Source organism: Aquidulcibacter sp., from assembly GCF_049239865.1.
Classification (GTDB): domain Bacteria; phylum Pseudomonadota; class Alphaproteobacteria; order Caulobacterales; family Aquidulcibacteraceae; genus Aquidulcibacter.
Map to the genome: position 1 here is coordinate 55,094 of NZ_JBMLTR010000191.1, position 19,576 is coordinate 74,669.

Below are 19,576 nucleotides of genomic sequence, written 5' to 3' on the forward strand. Positions count from 1 at the left end.
CTTTTCATTTTGTCAGCTAAGCTGACAGGTGTCGGCCCAAGTGATGCCCAGATAACCAAGCCGATTCAACCCGTGGGCCAGACAACCAATCGCCGCACGCGCCTATGCCTTGATCGCCATCATACAAATGACCCGGCCCATGGCTGGTCTCGACCCGTGCATAGCGCCAGCGATGGGCGGATTGGACCAGAGGTGTCGGTAGGGGGCCGCAAACCTCTGCCAAGGCCTGAAAGAGGGTGGTCGCAATCTCGTCTGCGCCTTCTTCCAAATGCGCAATCGACCAATCGGCGCGGCCTTGGACGACATAGGTCGCAGGCCCCGTGCGGCCGGGCTTATTCACGCTTGCGGAGATCACATCCAGCACCCGATGGGCTTCAAAGCGCGCCATATCCCAATCGAGCGCCAAAGGCGTTTCAAAGGCAAACAGGCCTGTCCAGCAGGGCAATGAATTGATCGCTTTGGCTTGTTGGGCAATGGCTGGGGTATGGGCGGCCAAAAGATCGCTGACTTGTTCAGCAGGCACCGCGCAGATGATTTGGTCAAAGGGCCCAAGGGTTTCGCCTGTTTCGAAATGGAGTTGCCAAGCCCCTTTTTGGCCGGAAAGGGCGCTGACGCGCATCGCCCAAGCAGGGTTTAAGCCCACTGCAAGGCCGCGAACAATGCCATTCATCCCCGGTGTACCGACATAACGCGGCTCGTCGCCCTGCGAGTGCTGTTGGCCCTGCCCATCCACGCGCACAAATTGGCCGCGCCAGAGACCGACTGCACCTTGTGCTTCTAGCGCTGAAATCGCCTTTTGAAAGTCCGGGTCCCGCTCCGTGAAAAATTGCGCGCCATGGTCAAAAAAGGCTTGGCCCAAGGGGGTGTCGATCCGCCGGGTCGACATGCGACCGCCCGGACCCCGCCCTTTGTCAAACAAGGCGACCTGATGCCCCGCTGCAGCCAGTGCATTGCCGCAGGCTAAGCCACTAATCCCCGCGCCAATGATGGCAAAACTGGCCACGCCCAAACCCTCTTCTTTGACGGCCCAATGGGCACCCAACTCAACACACCGGATTTAGCGCAGAAACAATCAGCGCACAGGAAATTGCGCAGGCCGCTTTTCCATAAAGGCAGCAAAGCCCTCTTTGAAATCTTCGCCCGTAAAGCTTGCGCCAAAAAGCGCGCGGCTGGCTTCGGCATCGTCACAGCCACCGCGCAACATCGCCAAAATCTGCTTTTGCGCGCGGATCGAATAGACCGAGGCCGCACCGATCTTTGCGGCGTAATCTGCCGCGACTGCTTCCAAGCGATCGGAAGTAACCAAGCGATCAATTAGGCCACAGGCGAGCGCTTCTGCGCTATCGAGCAAGCGACCGGTGAATAAAATGTCTTTGGCTTTGGAAAGGCCGACCGCTTGGATCAAGCGCCGCGTATCGCCTGCGCCATAAACGAGACCGAGCTTTGCCGGCGTCACCCCATAGCGGCTGCCCTCGACGCCAATGCGCAGGTCGCACGCTAGGGCGATGCCACAGCCGCCCCCCACGCAAGGCCCTTCGATCAAGGCGATGACGGGCTTGGGGCACTCTTCCAGCGCCTTCATCGCGCCTTGAATCTTCTCATCATTTAAAAGGGCGGCTTCGGCTGTCGCATAGACTTCTGGCATTTCCGAGATATCGGCACCCGCAGCAAACACCCCGCCCGCGCCCCGAACGAACAGGAGCTTGATGTCAGGGTCGGCAATGGCTTCTGCCACGCGCGCCGGGATCGCCGCCCACATGGCAACAGAAAGCGCATTGCGCTTATCGGGTCGATTAATCCACAAAGTCGCGGAGTGACTAGCGTGGCGCTGCAGAAGGATGAGGTTTTCCACGGGAAGGCCTTGTCAGAGGTATAGGATATATCATTTACTGTCGCAGCTTAGACGTCTTTGGTCTGCTTCAAAAGGGATTCTGCATTATGGATAATATTCGAACCGGCATGCCGCTTTTGGCCCGTCATGAAGGCGAATGGGTCGGGGAATATATCCATGTCGACGCCAATAATGTTGAGCTGGATCGCCACGCCTCGCATCTGCAATGCAAATTCCAAGATGACGCGACTTATCCCTATTATCAGATCAATACCTATACGTGGCCCGATGGCCGCCGCGAGGAGATCCATTTTCCCGCGACCTATAAGGACAAACAGATTTGGTGGGATACCGACCGCATCTTTGGCCGGGCTTGGGAAATTGACGATAAGACGGTTGTGCTCACTTGGACCCGCAAGGACAGCCCCGGCACCTATCTTTATGAGATGATCCAATTGTCTGATGACGGCAATGATCGGGGTCGTACTTGGCATTGGTTTGAAGAAGACAAGCTGGTGAAGCGCACTTGCATCAAAGAGCGGCGTGTGAAGTAAGTCTTTCTCTTTGCTCACGCGCCTGGGGAGACTTTATGGGCCTCTATGACGTACTTGTTTATGTCCATGTTTTGGCTTTTGTCTTCTGGCTAGGCGGCGATCTTGGCGTTGCGATCTTGGGTTCGGCTTTCCGTAACCGGGCAAAGCCGTTGGCAACACGGCTTGAACTCTTGAGGCTATTGGGCGTGGTCGACATGGGGCCGCGCACGGCTTGGGTCATCATGGTGCCCTTGTCGATCACCCTTGTGGATGTGGCTGGCTATTGGGATATACCCGATTGGGGCCTGTGGCTGGCTTGGCTGGTCGGGGCAGTTTGGATGGGCCTGACATGGGCCATTAATCTGATGACGGGAAAGCCCATCGTGCCGCAGCTCAAGCAGATTGAATTCTGGTTGAAGCTCGCCATCACGGCCTTTTATGCCGGGATTGGCATCACCTCGCTATTGGGCTGGGGCCCCCTCATTGAAAGCTGGCTCAGCCAAAAGGCATTGGTCTTTGCCGCCATTTTTGGGGCCGCGATCATGATCGATGTCGCAGGCAGGCCCGTTGGCCCGCTCTTGCTAGCCGTGATTGAAAAAGGCTCCAGCGATGAGACGGAAATCCCGTTGCGACAAGCGATGGACCGTGCCCGCTTGTGGGTTTGGCTGACCTATGCTTTGCTGATCCTTATTGGATTTTTGGGAACCGTAAAGCCGACCTAATCGCTACCTTGCCCATAGGATCAGAGCCGCGTGTCCTTTCAAGCCTATCTCGATACCATCCACAAAAAGACGGGCCTGACGCCAGCTGACCTTCGGCGCTTAGCTGACGAACAAGGCTGGACCGAAGGCGGAATACTCAAACCGTCTACCAAAGCAGGCGCGCTTGTGGCGTGGTTTAAAGAACTTCATGAATTGGGACATGGTCATTCCATGGCGATTTTTGCACTGCTCAAGGGCGTCAAAAAAGAAGGAGATGCATGAATGGCCGACGTGCGCACCCTCAAAATCACCCGCCATTTAAAGGCTTCGCGCGCCAAAGTGTGGCGCTGTTGGTCTGAAGGCGCGCTCCTGAAGCAATGGTATTGCCCGAAGCCTTGGACAGTATCGGTCGCCGAGATCGATGTCCGCCCGGGCGGGGGGAGTTACATCGTCATGAATGGTCCGGCTGGCGAAGAAAACCCCATTCGCGGCCAATATCTTGAAGTGGTGGAAGGCCATAAGCAGACCTTCACCGACGCCTATGTCGGCGACTGGCTGCCTGGTGCCAACGCGCCCTTCATGACGGGTTATGTCGTTCTCGAAGATGCCCCAGATGGTGGCACTTTGATGGAATGGGGCGCGCGCCATTGGAGCGAAGAAACCGCCAAGCAACACGAAGCCATGGGTTTCGAAGGCGGCTGGAACGCCGCCGCCGACCAATTAGATGCCTTGGCGCAAAGCCTTTAGGGGAGATTTAGCCCTAATAGGTTTGGGTCAAGCCAAACTCGACGCGTTGGCGGCTAAATTCTGCGATCGGCAAGGTCGATCGGGCTTCTGAGAGGGAGACCGTCATAAACGGCGACCAACCTTTAAAATTTAGGTCTCGCTTCGTGAAACGTGCGCTAACGCCCATTTCGGAATCTTCGCGGCGTACGCCAAATGCAAAGCTGGCCGCATCAAACCATCGGCCACTGACATAGCCCTCAAGATAGACACTGCTGGTCCAAGGCGCGGGGAAAAGATAACCCACAGAAAGGGTCGCATTGTCAAAGGCCTCTGTCTCACTTTCGGCGTCCTTGCGAACGAGTGTTAGACCCAACCGGTTTAGTTTTGAGGCCGATTGAAAATAGGTCCGTCCGAGGTCGAGGACAAAAACATCTCCAGACCGGAAGGCATTGATCTGATTATCTGCCGTTTCAGCCCGCGCAGTCATTTCAAATCGGGTTTTCGGCCCCAGTGGCAGGCTGGCCTCTAGACGGGTTCCATTGGAGACTTCAAACAAAGATCCGCCAAACCATCGACGTGAATGGGTAAATTGCGCGGCCAGTCGGCCCTCTTGCGGCAAGCGGAACTCAGGCCCTATGCGGATTTGGCTATAGGCTTCATCGAAGACTCGCCCGGGTGCATCACTGATCAGGCCCGTAAACTGCCCAGAGAGATAAAATGTACGATTAAGCGGGATGGCTCGGCCAAGCGTGCCTTGTAAAGCCGATGTCACACCGCCTTTCGCGCGCGCGTCTTCATTCAGTTCAAAGGGCAGGCCAAAAATTTCAATGTTACGGGTTGTCGTGGCGGAATTCAGATTGGAATCGGGGGCGATTAAGGCCGTAAGCGTCCCCTGCCAACCTGTTCGTGCCGCCAGTGCCGCCAAACGTTGGCGGGCAAGGCCGGAGCGCGCTGGGTCTAAATCGCTTGCCAGCGCTAAGCGATACGCTGTCTCGGCTGCCCGTGGCCTTTTAGCTTGGAAATGGGCTTCCCCGATCTGAAATCGGGCCAGGCCATCTTTGGGCACTTTTGCGAGCACCCCTTCGAGGACAGCCAAGGCTTCATCAGTGCGACCGAGAGTGATCAAGATTTGGGCTTGCAAGCGAAGGCCGTCGGGGCGATTGGCCAAGGCTGGTGTTGCCCGCACCAGCGCCAAAGCGCCTTCGAAATCGCCAGCTTGCAACATGACTTCGAGCGCGACCAGCACAGCTGTATCGCCGCTCACCGTCTCAGTGGCGGCCTGGTTCGTTGATGGTTCTGGCTCCGGTAGGGCTTGTGCCTGCGTTTGAGCCGGTAAGGCCGACCAACAAAACCAAAAGCAGGCACCGATCGCGAAAGCTAAGTCACCGCGAAATTTGCGGGGAAGGGTCAAGGAAGCTTACCCATCACCCCGCCGCCAAGCATATAGGGACCTGTGCTTGGGTTGCCCAAAGCGTAAGTAAGGCCCACTTCAGTCGGTCCGCCTGTGGTGGAACCAAAGAATTGGCCTTCCACCCGTCCGGTAATGCCAAGGCCATTGGTCGATATAGGCGAACCAACTGCATTTGCGCCAAAGCTCGCTGTCGTTCCATTTAAGCTGCCGTTGAAAATGAAGTCCAGAACCTCTGGGCGGGTTACCAAGGCACCACTGCTATTTTGGAACCTAAATCGGTTTGCCTGACCACTAACAGTCCCCGCGCCAAAGTTTGCGGTTAAGCTCACTTCACTGGTTGTGCCAAACAGCTCACCTGCACCACTCACAAACAGGCCACGCGTGGCACCACGGAACAAAGCTGTACCCGTCGACGGCACGCTGGTGGAGCGACGTCCGATTGGCAAGAAGGCAAGCTCAGCCCCATCGGTACCAATCTGGCGTTCATAAGCCGCCAAGGTCACATAATTGAGGGCACCCGTAAGGGCTTGATCAAAGTCAAAAATGTAAAATGCGCTTTCAAGGCCATCTGATCCGGTTGCTGTGGCCCTGCGATAGTTCGTCAACACATCGGAGGCTTGCGTCAAGCCGGTATAGGTCTGGCTGAAGTTTACCCCACCGGCCTGAAAGTTCACGGTGTAGGTATCGTCGCTCGTTGCCGAAGTTGCGCCAGGGTCGATGACGACATTGACACCTGGGTCGACGGGACGAACGGTCGCACTTACGACGGGTGTTGCGGCACCGGGTGCCGCATTGCGCACGCGAATGATTGCCGATGGTCCAAAAAACCCAGTGCGGGCCGTGATGCAATCAAGAGCATCGGGCCTGCCGGCACAGGATGTTGAAGGCGGCGGCGGTGGCCCTGGCGGTGGGCCCGGCGAGACGGGCGGCAACGGGGGAGGGGGTGGCGGAGGCGGCGGTGGTGGTGGCGGTGGCTTAGGCAGAATGATGTCTCTGGCACCAAGGCCAATGCCGACTAGGTAGGCTGGCGTCCCACCAAATAAATCCCCAATTCGGAATGAGATACCCGCATTTGCTGGGATGCCTGCCGGCGGGCCGTAGAAGCTGCCTTCAAAAATGCCACTCAATCCATTGAGCTTGCCTGTTCCCGTGCCTGTCGTCGTTCCGGTCATGCGGCCAAAGGCGACCGTTGTACCCGCGAAATTGAAGCCAAGCTCTGGAAGGTCAACGAGCGGATTGGACGAGGTAATGGTTCCAGTGTGACCTTTGAAATTGCGCGCGTTGCCTGAAATCAAACCGCCGCTCAAGTCCAAGGATAACGAAAAGTCACTTTTCACGATGAATTGGCGAATGCCGGGCTCCACATATTCGCCCATGGTTTGGCCACCGAATACGGCTGTTCCCGTATTCGCACTCGACCAGGTTCCCGTTTCCTTGCCGTAAATGCCCCAGATGGTTTGAACTGTGGTGCCATTTGTGACCTGTTCATATACCCCAGATGCCCACGAGAAGGGCTGTTTATCGACCCCCGTCAGATTGGTGGATAAGTCGAGCAGATAGAACGTGTTGATTGGTGTCCCAGCAGTATCATTATTGAAGTACCTGCGGGCCCTGATCCCTGACGGAAGCGTTAGCGTCTCATCGGATAAATTGCGCGCGATATTCCAGCCGGGGTTGCCCGACGAAAATACGGTCCTCAATGTCTCGCCGCTTCCGGTAGATCCAGAAGCCCCAGGCGTTACGTCGATCCGGGCGCGCGTGCCATCTGGCTTGAACACGCCAGCCGAGTCATTGCCCGCGCGGCGATTGTCCGTTTGCAAATAGGCAATGGGTCCGAGCAAAGAAGATGCAGCACCGCAAAGTACCGCTGTCGGTGTGCGTCCACAATTTGCGTCCCAGAAACTCAACGTTGTTGGCGGCGGTGGCGGCGGCGGTGGCGCAGGAGGAGGTGGCGGCGGCGGAGGCGGTGGCGCAGGAGGAGGTGGCGGCGGCGGCGGAGGCGGGGGTGGAGGAGGTGAAACGGGCGGAGGAGGTGGTGAGACACTGCCACCTGCGCCGCCACCGCCGCCTGAAGCACAAGCACTCAGCGCTGCCGCCATTGAAATAAGAGCAATCCCACAAGCCAAGCGTGAACGCTTCATCCCCTATCCCCGTCACTCAATAAGTGAAACAAAATCCGAACCATCGGCACTAAACAACAAAACTATCCTTCGGTTATCATTGTTGCGCATGCGCCGACAAGATGCCGCCGCGCGCAAATCACGAAAGCGTGATCACTGGGGTGGGCGGAAGGCAGCACAGTGGTGTGGAAAGAGGCTGCCCAGCTTGGACAGCCTCTTTTAAAAGCCAGTTTAGGAGGGCTCACAGGAGTGCGGGCATGCGTCAGCGCAAAGCCTTTAGACCCGCACAATGCCTTCCCGGATTAGGCTGCGGGCGGTGTCGGTGATGGAGGTGCGGACGTCGCGTGGGGTCCAGCCGAGTAGGGTTTTGGCCTTGGTATTGTCGGCCATCCGCACTTTGTCGAGCTCAAACGCCACCCCTCTAATGACGGGGTCGAAATTGGCGATGATGCGCACCAGCCAGCTGGGCAGGCGACCGGTTGGGGCTTTCCGGGCTTGGGTGCCCAAATCTTCGCGCAGCACGCGCGCCACATCTTCAACCCAATAGAAGTCGCACGCGGCCAAGAAGCGCTCTCCTGCAGCTTTTTCATGGGTCATCGCACGAATATGCAAATCAGCGACATCGCGGACATCCACCAGCGAGAAGCCCAAACGTGGGCTGCCCGGGAAGTCGCCATTCAACAGCTTTTGTACCAAGAGGATCGAGGTGGAGAAGTCCGGCCCTAGGATAGGTCCAAGCACCGCACTGGGGCAAATCGTGGAGAGTTCCAGCGTGCCACCTTCGGCCTTGATGAAGTCCCAAGCCGCGCGCTCGGCAATGGTTTTGGATCGAATATAGGCACCGGTATCCGGGCTGGCTTCATTGGTCCAATCCGCCTCATTATAGGCCCGCGTCTGCGAGCCGCCATGCCCATAGGAGATAGCGGCCATGGACGAGGTCATGACAACCCGCTTCACCCCGGCATCACGGGCAAAGCGCAGCGCGCGCAAAGCCCCTTCACGGGCTGGGCCAATCAACTCATTTTCGTCCTTGGGCATCACGGCCGGGAAGGGCGAGGCAACATGCTGCACATAATCAACGCCCTCAACGGCTTCTGCCCAGCCATCATCGCGCGTCAGGTCTGCGGCGAAAAAGGTGAGATTGTCGAGGTTGGGCGTAATCTTCTTGAGGGCTTCGCGAACCTCTGGCTCACGGCCAAGATTGCGGATGGTGGTGCGCACGTGATAGCCCGCGTCCAATAACTGCGCGATGACATAGCCGCCAATATAGCCCGATCCGCCTGTAACCAGCACCAAACCCTTGCTCGCCATCTTCTATTCCTTCAATGTACAAATTGACATTATGACGATCTGACAATATTATCACCAAATGTCAATACGTTTGGATGGCGATCCTCGCCGCGACAAGATTCTGCACGCAGCCTTAGCGGTCTTCTCGCGCTATGGGTTTAAGCGCGCCTCGATGGAGGATGTGGCGGGCGACGCGGGCATTTCGCGGCCGGCCCTCTACCAATCCTATGAGAATAAAGCGGCCATTTTTGCGGCCTTGGCCGTGGCGCTCGGGCGGGCAAGCTGCGATGCGGCGGAGGCCGCTTGGCCTGCAGATATGCCGTTTTCACAAGGGCTGGCTGCCGCTGGGCTCGCCTTGCATGGCTTAAGTTGGCAGGCGATCCACACCTCCCCACATGGCGCAGAGCTGATGGCCACCAATTCTGCCTTGGTTGGCGATGTTGTCTCTGCCATTGACAGTCGGATGCAGGCCTTGGTCGAGGCGCGCTTGACCAATCTGGTGGCCCCCAGCGTCCAAGCCCTTCAGGCGCGCGCCATTACGGCGGCGTTGCATGGGTTGAAGGTTCAGGCGACCAGCTATGAAGATTTGGCCGCGCTGATTACCCAATTTGCTAGCCTGATTGGCGCGGGGATGCCGCTGGCAACCCGTGCTTAACGGAAGCAGGCATTGCCTTCCCAACGGAAGCTTTCAACCTTTTTATCGCTCGCCACCACAAATCGCCGGATGCAATTCTGATTGACCGTATAGACGGGCGATGAGTTCATCACCGGCACGGATTCAGTATATTGCACCGTCCGCACATTGCCGGCCGCGTCTGTCTCGGTCCGAAAGCGGGTCACTTCACGAAAGCTCGTATAGCTTTCCCCGCCCTGAGTGCTCGTGCGCTTTTGCTCATATTGCAGCACATCGCGGCCATCGGTCAGCTTGTAAGATGATTGCGGCGGACCAAAGGCCAGCACCAATTCGTCAGCAGATTTGCCGACAAAGCGTTGCACCATCTGGTCTTCATAGGCTTTCGCCCGCTCTTCAAAGGGAATCGTCTCGCAAGCTGCGGTGAAGGCCAAAAGCCCGCACGCCAGCATGATATGAATAGGCTTCATCGCCTGTCTCCTGCTCTGTTGCGTCCCTCTCGTAAGTCAAATAGGTCGCTTGGCCACTGGGGCCAAGCTTTCTGACCTAATCGACCAATTTTTGCATCAGATAGGTGGCAACCAGTGCCCGCTGCTTGGCGCTTTCCACCAAGTTCGCGGCCGCCGAATGCCCCCCATCAATATTCTCATAATAAAGGAAGGGCATACCCAAGCTTTCCATCTTGGCTGCATATTTGCGCGCATGGCCGGGATGGACCCGGTCGTCCTTGGTTGAGGTCAAGAAGAAGGCCTCTGGGAAGGGGCTAGTCTTCTTCAAGTTCTGATAGGGGCTGAATTTTTCCAACCAAGGCCGCTCGGCTGGCACATCTGGATCGCCATATTCGTCTACCCAGGAGGCACCGGCCAGAAGCTTGTGATAGCGCAGCATATCTAGAAGCGGAACTTGGCAGACAACGGCTTGGAACAATTCCGGCCGCTGGGTCATCATCACGCCCATGAGAAGACCACCATTCGAGCCACCTTGAATGCCCAGTCGGCGCGGGCTGGTGATTTTGCGCGCGATCAGATCTTCAGCGACACCAATGAAATCATCATAGATTACTTGCCGCTTGCCCTTCAGGCCTGCGGTATGCCACGCGGGGCCAAACTCCCCACCGCCACGAATGTTGGCCAGCACATAAACGCCGCCTCGCTCGTTCCACAGCTTGCCATTCATGGCCGAATAGCTGGGCAGAAGTGAGACTTCAAAGCCACCATAGCCGTAGAGCAAGGTTGGATTGGTGCCGTCCAATACCAGGCCTTTTTTCGCAATCACGAAATAAGGGATTTTGGTGCCGTCCTTGGAGGTCGCCTCATACTGATTGACTTCAAGGTTGGAGGCATCAAAGCGAGCCGCTTGGGCCTGAACCGTGACTGGTTTGTCGCTTGGCTTGGCGGCAAACAGGATCGACGGTGGGGTGATGAAGTCATTGTAGGAGAAGAAGGCTTCTTCTTGGCGGATGCCAGCGTCCACAACTGAAGCCACGCCATTGGCTGGCAAAGCAACCGGCTTGAACGACCAAGCGCCCTTCGCATTCTGGGTATAATAGCGAACCGCACTTTTCACATTGGTCGAAAGGGTCAGGTAAAGGCCCGTCTTGGCCAGAGAAACATCTTGCAAGGCCTCCCGGGGGCCGGGTGCATAGATGGTGGTGGTTGCAATAGCCCCGGTCTTGGCTTTCAGCGCGGCCAAGGGTGCGCTGACGAGTGAGCCTGCGGCAATCGCCTTCTTGGCCCCACGTGGCGTCCAGTCTTCTTGCAGCGTCAGATAAACTTGACCCGCGCGCAGGCCTTGCAGGCTGTGCTTGCTGGGCAAATCCAATTTGGCGACTTTGCCGTCCGTTTCCAAATAATAGGTCTCGGTGGTGAAGAAGGTGGGCGCGCGATTGATGAAGTGATGATAGCGCGTGCCATCATCGACCCGGAAGGCAGCGACTGCCACGTCCTTTTCGGTGCCGCGATAGATTTCGACCGCATCTTCTAGCTTCTGGCCACGCTTCAAGCGCTTGACGATAAAGGCATAACCGCTTTCAGTCATCGAGCCTGGGCCCCAGTCGGTGGAGACCAACAAGGTGTCCTTATCGACCCAAACGGCCCCAGATTTTGCCTCTGGAAGCTCAAAGCCGCCTTCGACGAACGAGCGGGTCTTCACATCCCATTCGCGCTTGGTATCGGCATCCTTACCGCCATTGGAGAGGTCCAGCAGCAAGCGGGTATTCCAAATATCATGTGGGTCGAGGGGATTGCTGCCCTGATAGACCCAATTCTTGCCCTCATCCTTGGCCAGCTTATCAATGTCCAGCACGGTTTCCCACGCTGGGCTGCCTAAGCGCCAAGCGGTAAAGTCTGCCCGACGCCAAATGCCACGCACATGATTGGTGTCCTGCCAGAAATTGCTGACATAGCCGCCGGAGTAGGAGCCAAAGGTCAAGCGGTCCTTGGCACGAATGATGTTGAGTGCATCTTCCTCAAGCTTCGCATAGCGGGGGTCTTGCGTCAGCTTGGGCAGCGAGCGCGCGTTCTGTCCACGTACCCACGTTAGCGCCTTATCGCCTTCCACTTCCTCCAGCCACAAAAAAGGATCATTGCTCACCGCATCAGCGGCGGTTTGGGCGAGGGCGGATGTGTTCAACGTCAAAAATCCCAAAGCTGTGGTCGAAATGGCGGCCAAAAGGTTACGGCGGTTCATATGATCCCCTCTATCTTGTGGGCATCACAAATAACCATTTCTGCCTGAGGTCAAGACCGTAAGATATTACAAGGTATTCAGGTTTTGTCTTTGGTCTCGTCGAGCAGGGGGTTGCCGTCGGCATCGGTGAAATATTTTGCTAAAAGCGCAAAGTTCACGATCCAGAAGATCATGTTAATCGCCATATCGCCCCAGGTATTATAGGTCACCCAAGTGGCCAAAGGCTGGGTACGCCACACCGCTTCATTGATGATCGCAAGGGCGATGTACATCAGGCCAGCGCGCTGGGCGAGGCCGTGCCAAACCGGCTCTGGCATGTGCAGTGCGCCTGAAAACAAGGCTTTCAGCACATTGCGCTTAAACAAGACCGACCCCAACAGGATCAGGCCAATCAAGCTATAGACCAAGGTCGGCCGCATCTTGATGAAGATGTCATTCTTGAGCCACAGCGCCAATCCTGAAAAAATTCCGATCATGGCAAAGGTGAACAAGCCCATCGGGCTGACAGTGCGTTCTTTCCAATAGGAAAAGGCAAAGCCTGCAATGGCGGCTGGAATGAATAAGACGGTCGCGAACAACACCGCCTGATCGCCACTGATCGCGCGTGCAAATTCGGGTACGCCGTTTTTCTCGGCATGCTGATAGGACAAGAAGAAGACGACAGCGGGGCCTAAGTCACTGACCAGACGGACCCAGCTTGCGCCGCCTTTTGCGGCAGGGGCGGGTGTGGGCGTAGGTTCTTGCGTGCTCATGTCTTGTTTCCTAGCCAAACGGGCAGCGTTTCCATCGCGAACATCTCTTCATAAGTCTGGCGTGGCCGCACCACTTGCCATTGGTCACCACTGACCATGACTTCTGCCGCTAAAGGCCGCGAATTATAGGTCGAGGCCATGGCAAAACCATAAGCACCGGTACTCATGAAAGCGAGCAATTCGCCCGCGGCAATCGCTGGCATCGGGCGCTGTTCGGCAAAGGTGTCACCGGTCTCGCAGACGGGGCCCACCACATCGAGCGGGGCTAGATTGTCGTGGTCATCGGCCTTTTTGACCGGCAACATCTGGTGATAGGCTTCATAGAGGGCCGGGCGGATCAGATCATTCATCGCAGCATCGACGACCAAGAAGGACTTGCCGCCATTATCTTTCGTGACGATGGCGCGCGACAAAAGCACACCGGCGTTCGCGGCGATCATTCGGCCGGGCTCAAACTCCAGCTCGACATCCAAATGGCCAACGACACGCTGAACCATCGCGCCATAGGCGGCAAGGTCAGGTCCTTTGACCGTCTCGTCATAGGTCGCCGCCAGCCCGCCGCCCAGATCCAGGCGCGTAACTGTCAGACCCCGGGCGCGCAACCGCCCGACACAATCGGCCAGCTTTTGATAGGCCTTTTCCATCGGGGCAAAATCAATGATCTGGCTGCCGATATGGACGGACAGCCCAACAGGCTCGACCCCGGCTAAGCCATCGGCATGGGCATAAAGTTCTTCAGCCAGATCAAAGCTGACGCCAAACTTATTATCCGCTTTGCCGGTGGTGATTTTGGCGTGCCCGCCTGCACCGACATCGGGATTCACGCGGATACAGACTTGCTGAACCTTTCCCATGTTCTGGGCCAAAGTGGCAATCCGGTCGAGTTCGCTCGCGCTTTCAATATTGATCTGCCGCACGCCGACCGAGATCGCATAGGCCAATTCTTGGTCGGTCTTGCCCACGCCCGCAAACACAATCCCGACGGGCGGCACACCAGCATTCAGCGCGCGGCGGATTTCGCCTTCAGACACCGTATCTGCGCCCGCGCCCAAGGCTGCCAAGGTGGCGATCACCGCGCGATTGGTATTGGCTTTGACGGCATAGCAAATATGGACCGGCAGATCGCCCATGGCGGCTTTAAACACGCGATAATGGTGCTCTAAGGTCGCGCGGGAATAAATATAGACTGGGGTGCCAACCGCATCGGCAATCTCAGCCAGCGGCACGTCCTCGGCGTAGAGCGCGCCATCGCGATAATCAAAAAAGCGCATGATGGGCCTATTGCGGCGAAGTGGATGGAGACGAATTGCCCGCTTTTTCAGCCTCTTCGGCAGCCTTCTTTGCTTTCGCTTCTTCCGCCTTTTTCGCTTGCTCGGCTTCATAGGCGGCGCGGTCTGGCCCCCACATGGGAGGTGCCGTTTCTAGAGGTCCCTTGATTCCACAGGCGCTGAGCAGGCTGAGCGCGGCACAAGCTAGGGCAAAGCGAAGTTTCATGAGCGTTATCTTTGCAATCAAAATTGGGGAAGAGACACAGCTATAGAGCGAAACGGCACAGCAATCAAAGGCCGATCACGCATCTAACTGAAGCGCTTGGCGCAAGCGCTTGACCTGCTCCATAACCCGCTTAGGCGCTGTCCCACCGTAAGAATCCCGCGCAGCAACTGACGCCTCGACCGACAAGAGCGCAATCGCGGAGGCATCAATGCGCGGCTCGATGCTTTGGAAGGTCGCCAAGGGCACATCACACAGCTCAGCAATGCCTGCAGCCTCTGCTGCTTTCACGACAGCCCCAGTCACATGATGGGCTTCGCGGAAGGGCATATTGAGGACGCGCACCAGCCAATCGGCCAAGTCGGTCGCGGTGGAATAGCCGAAAGTGGCGGCTTGGCGCATCGCGTCGCGGTTAAAGGTCACGCTCTGCATCATGCCCGCCATCGACCCGACGCTCAACATGAAAGCATCAAAGGATTCAAAGGTCATGGCCTTATCGTCCTGCAGGTCCTTGGCATAAGTCAAAGGCAGGGCTTTGACGATCATCATCAAGCATTGCGCGTTCGAGGCAATCCGCGCAGCCTTTGCGCGGACAAGTTCCGCCGCATCGGGATTGCGCTTCTGCGGCATGATCGACGACCCGGTCGACCAAGAGTCTGACAAGCGTGCAAAGCGGAAATGCGACGAGGTCCACAGCACAATTTCTTCGGCCAAGCGGGATAAATGCACCGCACTGATGGAGAGCGCATTGAGCGCTTCCATCGCAAAATCCCGGCTGGCCACGCCGTCTAGCGAGTTGGCCATCGGCCGGTCAAAGCCAAGCGCCTCAGCCGTCTGATCGCGATTAATCGGATAGGGCGTACCCGCCAAAGCGGCAGAGCCCAGAGGCGATTCATTGCCATGGGTGAGGGCAGATTGCAGCCGCGCCCGGTCGCGCTGGAACATCTCGACATAGGCCAACAAATGATGGCCAAGGGTGACGGGCTGGGCGGTCTGTAAATGGGTAAAGCCCGGCATAATCCAGTCGGCATGGGCTTCGGCTTGGATGACGAGAATGCGCATCAAGCCCAAAAGCGCCTCATCCGCTTCACCCAGAGCGCGGCGCACCCACAGGCGAAAGTCGGTCGCCACTTGGTCATTGCGCGACCTGCCCGTGTGCAAGCGCTTGCCCGCATCGCCAATCCGCTCGGTCAAGCGCGCTTCAATATTGAGGTGGATGTCTTCCAGATCGGTGGAGAAAGGGAAAGTGCCCGCTTCAATTTCGGCCCCAATTTCGTCCAAGCCAGCCTGTATCGCTTGGCCATCTTCCTGCGTAAGGATGCCCGTGGCGGTCAACATTGCAGCATGGGCCTTTGACCCGGCGATGTCCTCGCGCCACATACGTTGATCAACATCGATGGAGGCATTGATCGCCTTCATGGTTTCATCGGGACTGGCTGCAAAGCGACCGCCCCACATTTGTTGGCCTTTGGCGGAAGCGGGCGGGGTAGAGGAATCTGAGGACGACATGAGTGAAGAGCAACCTGAGCGCGATGGACCTGTGACGATGGGAAAGACCAAACGGGCGCAATGGGCGCTGCTTGGGGCTTTGTTGATCGGGATTATCCTTTACGGAGTTTATCGGGGAGTGCCAATCTCTCAAGGTGGAAAGGATTTTGCGTCTTTTGCAGCAGGCCCGTTAAAGGGTCTTGAGATCGCCAAAGAACCAATACCCCAACCGCCGAATAGCTTTGCAGGTCCAGACGGTGCGCCAACCCAGCTCAGCGCGTTTCACGGCAAGGTCGTTTTGGTCAATCTCTGGGCGACCTGGTGCGCGCCTTGCGTCACCGAAATGCCAACGCTGGCTGCCCTGCAGCAAGGCCTAGGCGATAAGGACTTCAAAGTCGTCGCCATCAGCGTCGATAAGGCCAATGAAGCCGAAGCGGCGAAGAAGGAATTGGCGGACCTTAGCAAAGGCAGCCTAACCTTTTACCACGATCCCAAAATGGCCATTGTCTACCCGCTCAAAGCACGCGGTTTCCCGACTTCCATCCTCTATGACCGGCAAGGCAAAGAGTTAGCCCGTCTGGCAGGTGAAGCCGATTGGAACAGCCCAGAGGCACGGGCGCTTATTCAGGCTGCGATGGAGCAGTAGGGGGTATAGCCGGCCCCTTCAGTCCGCTTCGCGGCCAGCTTCCCCATGAATGGGGAAGCGGCGTGTCCAACTGTTTCCGGTTGACGCTTCCCCGCTTGCGGGGAAGCTCCGCCGAAGGCGGTGAAGGGGTGCTTTATCCACCATCAATCTACGTGCAAACGCACCGCCGCCGCCGCCGCGACTGGTGCAAAGGCCAGTGCCGCGAGTACCAAAGCGCATAAAAACAAAAACGGCTGGCTGAAGAAATCGCCGCCTGTGGCAAGGGCGGCTGCCGCACTGGCACCAAAGATCACGCTGGGCGCATAGAGTGGCAGGACAACGAGCGCGACCAAGAGGCCACCGCGCCGCACGCTGGCCCCCAAAGCGGCGCCAATCGCTCCGATAAGAAACAGGCCTAGACTGCCCACTGCCAATTGAGCGCATAGTGGCAAGATGACCGCGGGCTCAACGCGGACCAGAAGGGCGGCAATCGGACTTACAGCCAATAAGGGCACGGCCGTCGCCAACCATTGACCCACAATCTTGCTCAAAACCTGCAAGCTATGGGGTACGGGGCTGAGGAGCATTTGGTCGAGTGTGCCGTCTTCCAGATCGGCTTGAAATAGTCGCTCGAGGCTAACGAGACTGGCCAAAGTCAGGGCCAGCCACAAATAGCCAGGACCAATCTTGCCCAAGGTGTCGGGCGCAGGACCCAAAGCGAAGGGGGCCACCATGACAGAGCCCGCGAAGAAGCTGGCCGACAACAGCGCACCGCCCCCAGCGCCCCAACCAAGCCGGACTTCGCGTTTTAGGATTGCCAGACAGGCACGGAGCAGGCTCATGCGGCCACCTCGCTCTCGCGCGTGCCGAGATTGAGGACACGGGCGACGACGCCGGGCAGGGGGTCGTGCACAGCGGCCAAAATAATGCCACCGCGCCGCGCGTGCTGGTCAAGTAGGGTTCCAAGCAAGGCGCGGCCTTCTTGGTCCAGAGGCGAGGCTGGCTCGTCCAACAGCCAAATGGCGCGATCTTCCAGAAGGAGGCGGGCGAGCGCGGCGCGCTTGCGCTGGCCTGCCGAAAGGACCCCACCTTGTAGGTCTGCTTGTTTGGTAAGGCCAACGCGCGCCAAGGTTTCGGTCACACGATCTCGGCTAGCTCCGCATAAATCAGCCCAAAAGCGCAATTGATCGATCAGCTTTTCGCCCGCCTTGATCGGGTCTTGATGGCCCAAAAAGGACAGGACCTCGCCTTGCTCTTCAATCTCGTCGCCCTGCGCCCGCGACAGCGTGATGCGGCCTGAAGTAGGGGTGTGAAAGCCAGCTAGGGCGCGCAAAAGCGTTGTTTTGCCACTGCCGTTTGGGCCTTGCAGGGCGATGATGTCGCCCGGCGCGCAGGTCAAATCAAAGTCTGTCACCAAACGACGAAAGCCGCGCTGCAGGGCAAGGCCTGCGATCTGCAGGCGCACATCGTGCTGTTGGTGGCGCTCGGCCGTCACCGCGTGGGCATCCAGGCGCGCTTTAGAACAAATACCGCTTCTTCAGATAACCAATTCAACACGTTCGACGTGGCGCGAGATGGCGCGCTGGCCTTTCCGGCAGCAATCCGCGTGACCGATTCCAGATCAAAGCCCGATTGCTTGGCCAGATCGTCAAAATCCAACAAGGTGCACAGATGCAGGTTTTCCGTCTCGTGCCAGGAATCGGGCAGGCCCTGCGTCACCGGCATCCGGCCGTTGAGGAGCAGCGACAGCCTGACTTGCCAGAAACCAAAATTGGGCAGTGACACGACCGCTTTAGCCCCAATGCGGTGCATCTGCTTCAATACCATTTCTGGCTTGCGCGTTGCCTGAATGGTGCGCGACAGCACGACAATGTCAAAGGAATCATCGGGATAAAGCGCAAGGTCTAGGTCGGCATCGCCTTGCACAACCGAAAGCCCTTTGGCCACACAGGCATTCACGCCTGCTTGGCTCAATTCCATCCCGCGCACGATGGCATTACGTTCTTGCTTAAGGCGCTTAAGCAATACGCCATCGCCACAGCCAACATCCAGCACGCGCGCACCCTGCGGCACCGCATTGATGATGATCTCGTGATCGGCACGGGTTGAGGCGGCGTTCGACATCACAAACCCTGATCTGCGGCGCTGGCGGCCAAAAAGCCTGCCATTGCCTCGTGGAATTGGGGCTCGTCCAGCAGGAAGGCATCATGGCCCTTGTCGGTTTCGACTTCAAAGGCCGAAACCTCAACACCTGCACCAATCATCGCGCGGGTAATGTGGCGGCTATCGGCTGGGGGATAGTGCCAATCCGACGAGAAAGACACAACGCATGCCCGGCCCTTAAAGGCGGTGAAAGCGTCGCTCAACCGGCCATTAAAGCCCGCTGCCAGATCGAAATAATCCATCGCGCGGGTGATGTAGAGGTAGGAATTGGCGTCAAAGCGGTCGACAAAGCGGCTGCCTTGATAGCGCAAATAGCTCTCAATCTGGAAATCGGCGTCAAAGCCAAAAGCGACTTCATTGCGGTCCTGCAGCCTGCGACCAAATTTGCGGTGCAAAGCGGCGTCCGACAAATAGGTGATGTGGGCGGCCATGCGAGCAACCGACAGACCTTTGACGGGCTTGGTGCCTTTGATCTGATAGGCCCCGCCTTGCCAGTCGGGGTCTGCCATCACGGCTTGGCGACCCACTTCGTGGAACGCGATATTTTGAGCGGAGTGACGCGCCGCAGAAGCAATCGGCATGGCTGCACCAACCCGGTCGGGCCGGCTTGCAATCCATTCCAGCACCTGCATGCCGCCCATGGAGCCGCCAATCACCGCAAACAGGCGCTCAATCCCCAAATGGTCGATGAGGGCGGCTTGCGCCCGCACCATGTCGGCAATGGTGATCACCGGGAAGGACAGGCCATAAGGTTGGCCGTCTGGCCCAAGGGAAGCAGGACCTGATGTACCCATACAGCCGCCCAGAACGTTAGAGCAGATGACAAAATAGCGGTTGGTGTCGATGATCTGGCCCGGTCCTACCAAATTCGCCCACCAAGCGGGTTGGCCTGTTACTGGGTTTGGCCCGGCTACAAACTGGTCGCCTGTTAAAGCGTGGCAAATCAAGACGGCATTGGACTTAGCCGCGTTCAATTCGCCCCACGTCTCATAGCCAATTTCCAGCGGCGAAAAGATCGCGCCACTGTCTAAAGGCAGGCCGATGTCCAAACGAAGAATTTGCAAAGCGGAAGTCATGATGACAAGCCGATAGACGGACTTTAAGAAATGGTCGAGGGGCCTCGCAC

General features: G+C 57.6%; 22 protein-coding genes. 7 read left to right on the forward strand and 15 right to left on the reverse strand.

Annotated elements, in window-relative coordinates:
- Positions 1 to 16: 16 nt before the first annotated feature.
- Together ACOVRA_RS13645 and ACOVRA_RS13650 are read right to left on the reverse strand one after the other, a co-directional pair.
- Positions 17 to 1,042, reverse strand: coding sequence for an NAD(P)/FAD-dependent oxidoreductase (locus ACOVRA_RS13645; RefSeq protein ID WP_421720774.1), 1,026 nt, complete (start codon positions 1,040 to 1,042; stop codon positions 17 to 19).
- A 30-nt stretch (positions 1,043 to 1,072) separates the two neighbouring features.
- Positions 1,073 to 1,852: an enoyl-CoA hydratase/isomerase family protein gene (locus ACOVRA_RS13650; RefSeq protein WP_421720775.1), complete on the reverse strand. Its 780-nt coding sequence runs from the start codon at positions 1,850 to 1,852 to the stop codon at positions 1,073 to 1,075.
- 86 nt (positions 1,853 to 1,938) lie between these two features.
- Here ACOVRA_RS13650 and ACOVRA_RS13655 point away from each other — a divergent pair, with 86 nt between their 5' ends.
- Genes ACOVRA_RS13655 through ACOVRA_RS13670 form a run of 4 tightly spaced genes read left to right on the forward strand, consistent with a single transcriptional unit; the run spans position 1,939 to position 3,812 of the window.
- Positions 1,939 to 2,385, forward strand: a complete 447-nt coding sequence (locus tag ACOVRA_RS13655) for a hypothetical protein (protein WP_421720776.1) — start codon at positions 1,939 to 1,941, stop codon at positions 2,383 to 2,385.
- A gap of 35 nt (positions 2,386 to 2,420) precedes the next feature.
- Entirely contained in the window at positions 2,421 to 3,086 is a 666-nt protein-coding gene (locus ACOVRA_RS13660; protein WP_421720777.1) for a hypothetical protein, read from the forward strand.
- Positions 3,087 to 3,116: 30 nt separating this feature from the next.
- Complete coding sequence (locus ACOVRA_RS13665; RefSeq protein WP_421720778.1) at positions 3,117 to 3,347, forward strand: DUF4287 domain-containing protein; 231 nt, start codon at positions 3,117 to 3,119, stop codon at positions 3,345 to 3,347.
- The gene (locus ACOVRA_RS13670) at positions 3,348 to 3,812 is read left to right on the forward strand and encodes an SRPBCC domain-containing protein (protein WP_421720779.1); all 465 of its coding nucleotides are present in this window, start codon (positions 3,348 to 3,350) and stop codon (positions 3,810 to 3,812) included. It begins immediately after the preceding gene.
- 13 nt (positions 3,813 to 3,825) lie between these two features.
- On the opposite strand, the gene ACOVRA_RS13675 is transcribed toward ACOVRA_RS13670, so the two are convergent.
- The gene (locus tag ACOVRA_RS13675) at positions 3,826 to 5,202 is read right to left on the reverse strand and encodes a surface lipoprotein assembly modifier (protein WP_421720780.1); all 1,377 of its coding nucleotides are present in this window, start codon (positions 5,200 to 5,202) and stop codon (positions 3,826 to 3,828) included.
- On the reverse strand, positions 5,199 to 7,043 hold the full coding sequence (locus tag ACOVRA_RS13680) for a hypothetical protein (protein WP_421720781.1): 1,845 nt from the start codon (positions 7,041 to 7,043) through the stop codon (positions 5,199 to 5,201). Before ACOVRA_RS13680 ends, ACOVRA_RS13675 begins: the two co-directional genes overlap by 4 nt.
- 5 nt (positions 7,044 to 7,048) lie before the next feature.
- Between ACOVRA_RS13680 and ACOVRA_RS13685 the strand changes: the two genes are divergently transcribed.
- Complete coding sequence (locus ACOVRA_RS13685; protein WP_421720782.1) at positions 7,049 to 7,309, forward strand: hypothetical protein; 261 nt, start codon at positions 7,049 to 7,051, stop codon at positions 7,307 to 7,309.
- A gap of 289 nt (positions 7,310 to 7,598) precedes the next feature.
- Here ACOVRA_RS13685 and ACOVRA_RS13690 read toward each other — a convergent pair whose 3' ends face one another.
- Positions 7,599 to 8,633 (reverse strand): SDR family oxidoreductase, encoded by a 1,035-nt coding sequence (locus ACOVRA_RS13690; RefSeq protein WP_421720783.1) that lies wholly within the window; start codon positions 8,631 to 8,633, stop codon positions 7,599 to 7,601.
- A 58-nt stretch (positions 8,634 to 8,691) separates the two neighbouring features.
- On the opposite strand from ACOVRA_RS13690, the gene ACOVRA_RS13695 reads away from it, so the two are divergent.
- The gene (locus ACOVRA_RS13695; protein WP_421720784.1) at positions 8,692 to 9,267 is read left to right on the forward strand and encodes a TetR/AcrR family transcriptional regulator; all 576 of its coding nucleotides are present in this window, start codon (positions 8,692 to 8,694) and stop codon (positions 9,265 to 9,267) included.
- Here the strand turns inward: ACOVRA_RS13695 and ACOVRA_RS13700 are convergent.
- The 6 genes from ACOVRA_RS13700 to argH all read right to left on the reverse strand — a co-directional run bounded on the left by ACOVRA_RS13700 (position 9,264) and on the right by argH (position 15,683).
- Entirely contained in the window at positions 9,264 to 9,713 is a 450-nt protein-coding gene (locus ACOVRA_RS13700; RefSeq protein WP_290805579.1) for a hypothetical protein, read from the reverse strand. The genes ACOVRA_RS13695 and ACOVRA_RS13700 overlap by 4 nt on opposite strands.
- Positions 9,714 to 9,789: 76 nt before the next feature.
- Complete coding sequence (locus tag ACOVRA_RS13705) at positions 9,790 to 11,931, reverse strand: prolyl oligopeptidase family serine peptidase (protein WP_421720785.1); 2,142 nt, start codon at positions 11,929 to 11,931, stop codon at positions 9,790 to 9,792.
- Between the two features lie 77 nt (positions 11,932 to 12,008).
- Positions 12,009 to 12,683, reverse strand: a complete 675-nt coding sequence (locus tag ACOVRA_RS13710; RefSeq protein WP_421720786.1) for an inner membrane-spanning protein YciB — start codon at positions 12,681 to 12,683, stop codon at positions 12,009 to 12,011.
- A complete protein-coding gene (gene lysA, locus ACOVRA_RS13715) occupies positions 12,680 to 13,954 on the reverse strand; it encodes a diaminopimelate decarboxylase (RefSeq protein WP_421720787.1) in 1,275 nt (424 codons plus the stop codon). Before lysA ends, ACOVRA_RS13710 begins: the two co-directional genes overlap by 4 nt.
- A gap of 7 nt (positions 13,955 to 13,961) precedes the next feature.
- Complete coding sequence (lptM, locus tag ACOVRA_RS13720; protein WP_290806577.1) at positions 13,962 to 14,177, reverse strand: LPS translocon maturation chaperone LptM; 216 nt, start codon at positions 14,175 to 14,177, stop codon at positions 13,962 to 13,964.
- 75 nt (positions 14,178 to 14,252) lie between these two features.
- Positions 14,253 to 15,683, reverse strand: a complete 1,431-nt coding sequence (argH, locus tag ACOVRA_RS13725; protein WP_421720788.1) for an argininosuccinate lyase — start codon at positions 15,681 to 15,683, stop codon at positions 14,253 to 14,255.
- Between argH and ACOVRA_RS13730 the strand changes: the two genes are divergently transcribed.
- On the forward strand, positions 15,682 to 16,308 hold the full coding sequence (locus ACOVRA_RS13730; RefSeq protein ID WP_421720789.1) for a TlpA family protein disulfide reductase: 627 nt from the start codon (positions 15,682 to 15,684) through the stop codon (positions 16,306 to 16,308). The two genes, argH and ACOVRA_RS13730, sit on opposite strands and share 2 nt — an antisense overlap.
- A 143-nt stretch (positions 16,309 to 16,451) precedes the next feature.
- Here the strand turns inward: ACOVRA_RS13730 and ccmB are convergent, their stop codons facing one another.
- From ccmB to metX, 4 genes are read right to left on the reverse strand one after another with little or no spacing between them, the layout of a single operon-like run.
- Positions 16,452 to 17,129: a heme exporter protein CcmB gene (ccmB, locus tag ACOVRA_RS13735; protein WP_421720790.1), complete on the reverse strand. Its 678-nt coding sequence runs from the start codon at positions 17,127 to 17,129 to the stop codon at positions 16,452 to 16,454.
- Entirely contained in the window at positions 17,126 to 17,782 is a 657-nt protein-coding gene (ccmA, locus tag ACOVRA_RS13740; protein WP_421720791.1) for a heme ABC exporter ATP-binding protein CcmA, read from the reverse strand. Before ccmA ends, ccmB begins: the two co-directional genes overlap by 4 nt.
- Complete coding sequence (gene metW, locus ACOVRA_RS13745) at positions 17,779 to 18,411, reverse strand: methionine biosynthesis protein MetW (RefSeq protein ID WP_421720792.1); 633 nt, start codon at positions 18,409 to 18,411, stop codon at positions 17,779 to 17,781. The genes ccmA and metW overlap by 4 nt, the downstream gene beginning before the upstream one ends.
- Positions 18,411 to 19,526 (reverse strand): homoserine O-acetyltransferase MetX, encoded by a 1,116-nt coding sequence (gene metX, locus ACOVRA_RS13750; RefSeq protein ID WP_421720793.1) that lies wholly within the window; start codon positions 19,524 to 19,526, stop codon positions 18,411 to 18,413. The genes metW and metX overlap by 1 nt, the downstream gene beginning before the upstream one ends.
- Between the last annotated feature and the right edge of the window lie 50 nt (positions 19,527 to 19,576).

Excerpts from the sequence above, each read along its gene's own strand:
- ccmB (WP_421720790.1), bottom strand. The coding sequence starts at position 17,129 with ATGAGCCTGCTCCGTGCCTGTCTGGCAATCCTAAAACGCGAAGTCCGG.
- ACOVRA_RS13670 (WP_421720779.1), top strand. The coding sequence starts at position 3,348 with ATGGCCGACGTGCGCACCCTCAAAATCACCCGCCATTTAAAGGCTTCG.
- metX (WP_421720793.1), bottom strand. The coding sequence starts at position 19,526 with ATGACTTCCGCTTTGCAAATTCTTCGTTTGGACATCGGCCTGCCTTTA.
- lysA (WP_421720787.1), bottom strand. The coding sequence starts at position 13,954 with ATGCGCTTTTTTGATTATCGCGATGGCGCGCTCTACGCCGAGGACGTG.
- ACOVRA_RS13655 (WP_421720776.1), top strand. The coding sequence starts at position 1,939 with ATGGATAATATTCGAACCGGCATGCCGCTTTTGGCCCGTCATGAAGGC.
- argH (WP_421720788.1), bottom strand. The coding sequence starts at position 15,683 with ATGTCGTCCTCAGATTCCTCTACCCCGCCCGCTTCCGCCAAAGGCCAA.
- ACOVRA_RS13700 (WP_290805579.1), bottom strand. The coding sequence starts at position 9,713 with ATGAAGCCTATTCATATCATGCTGGCGTGCGGGCTTTTGGCCTTCACC.
- lptM (WP_290806577.1), bottom strand. The coding sequence starts at position 14,177 with ATGAAACTTCGCTTTGCCCTAGCTTGTGCCGCGCTCAGCCTGCTCAGC.
- ACOVRA_RS13660 (WP_421720777.1), top strand. The coding sequence starts at position 2,421 with ATGGGCCTCTATGACGTACTTGTTTATGTCCATGTTTTGGCTTTTGTC.
- ACOVRA_RS13690 (WP_421720783.1), bottom strand. The coding sequence starts at position 8,633 with ATGGCGAGCAAGGGTTTGGTGCTGGTTACAGGCGGATCGGGCTATATT.
- ACOVRA_RS13730 (WP_421720789.1), top strand. The coding sequence starts at position 15,682 with ATGAGTGAAGAGCAACCTGAGCGCGATGGACCTGTGACGATGGGAAAG.
- ACOVRA_RS13710 (WP_421720786.1), bottom strand. The coding sequence starts at position 12,683 with ATGAGCACGCAAGAACCTACGCCCACACCCGCCCCTGCCGCAAAAGGC.
- ACOVRA_RS13695 (WP_421720784.1), top strand. The coding sequence starts at position 8,692 with ATGTCAATACGTTTGGATGGCGATCCTCGCCGCGACAAGATTCTGCAC.
- ACOVRA_RS13685 (WP_421720782.1), top strand. The coding sequence starts at position 7,049 with ATGCAGCACCGCAAAGTACCGCTGTCGGTGTGCGTCCACAATTTGCGT.
- ACOVRA_RS13705 (WP_421720785.1), bottom strand. The coding sequence starts at position 11,931 with ATGAACCGCCGTAACCTTTTGGCCGCCATTTCGACCACAGCTTTGGGA.
- metW (WP_421720792.1), bottom strand. The coding sequence starts at position 18,411 with ATGTCGAACGCCGCCTCAACCCGTGCCGATCACGAGATCATCATCAAT.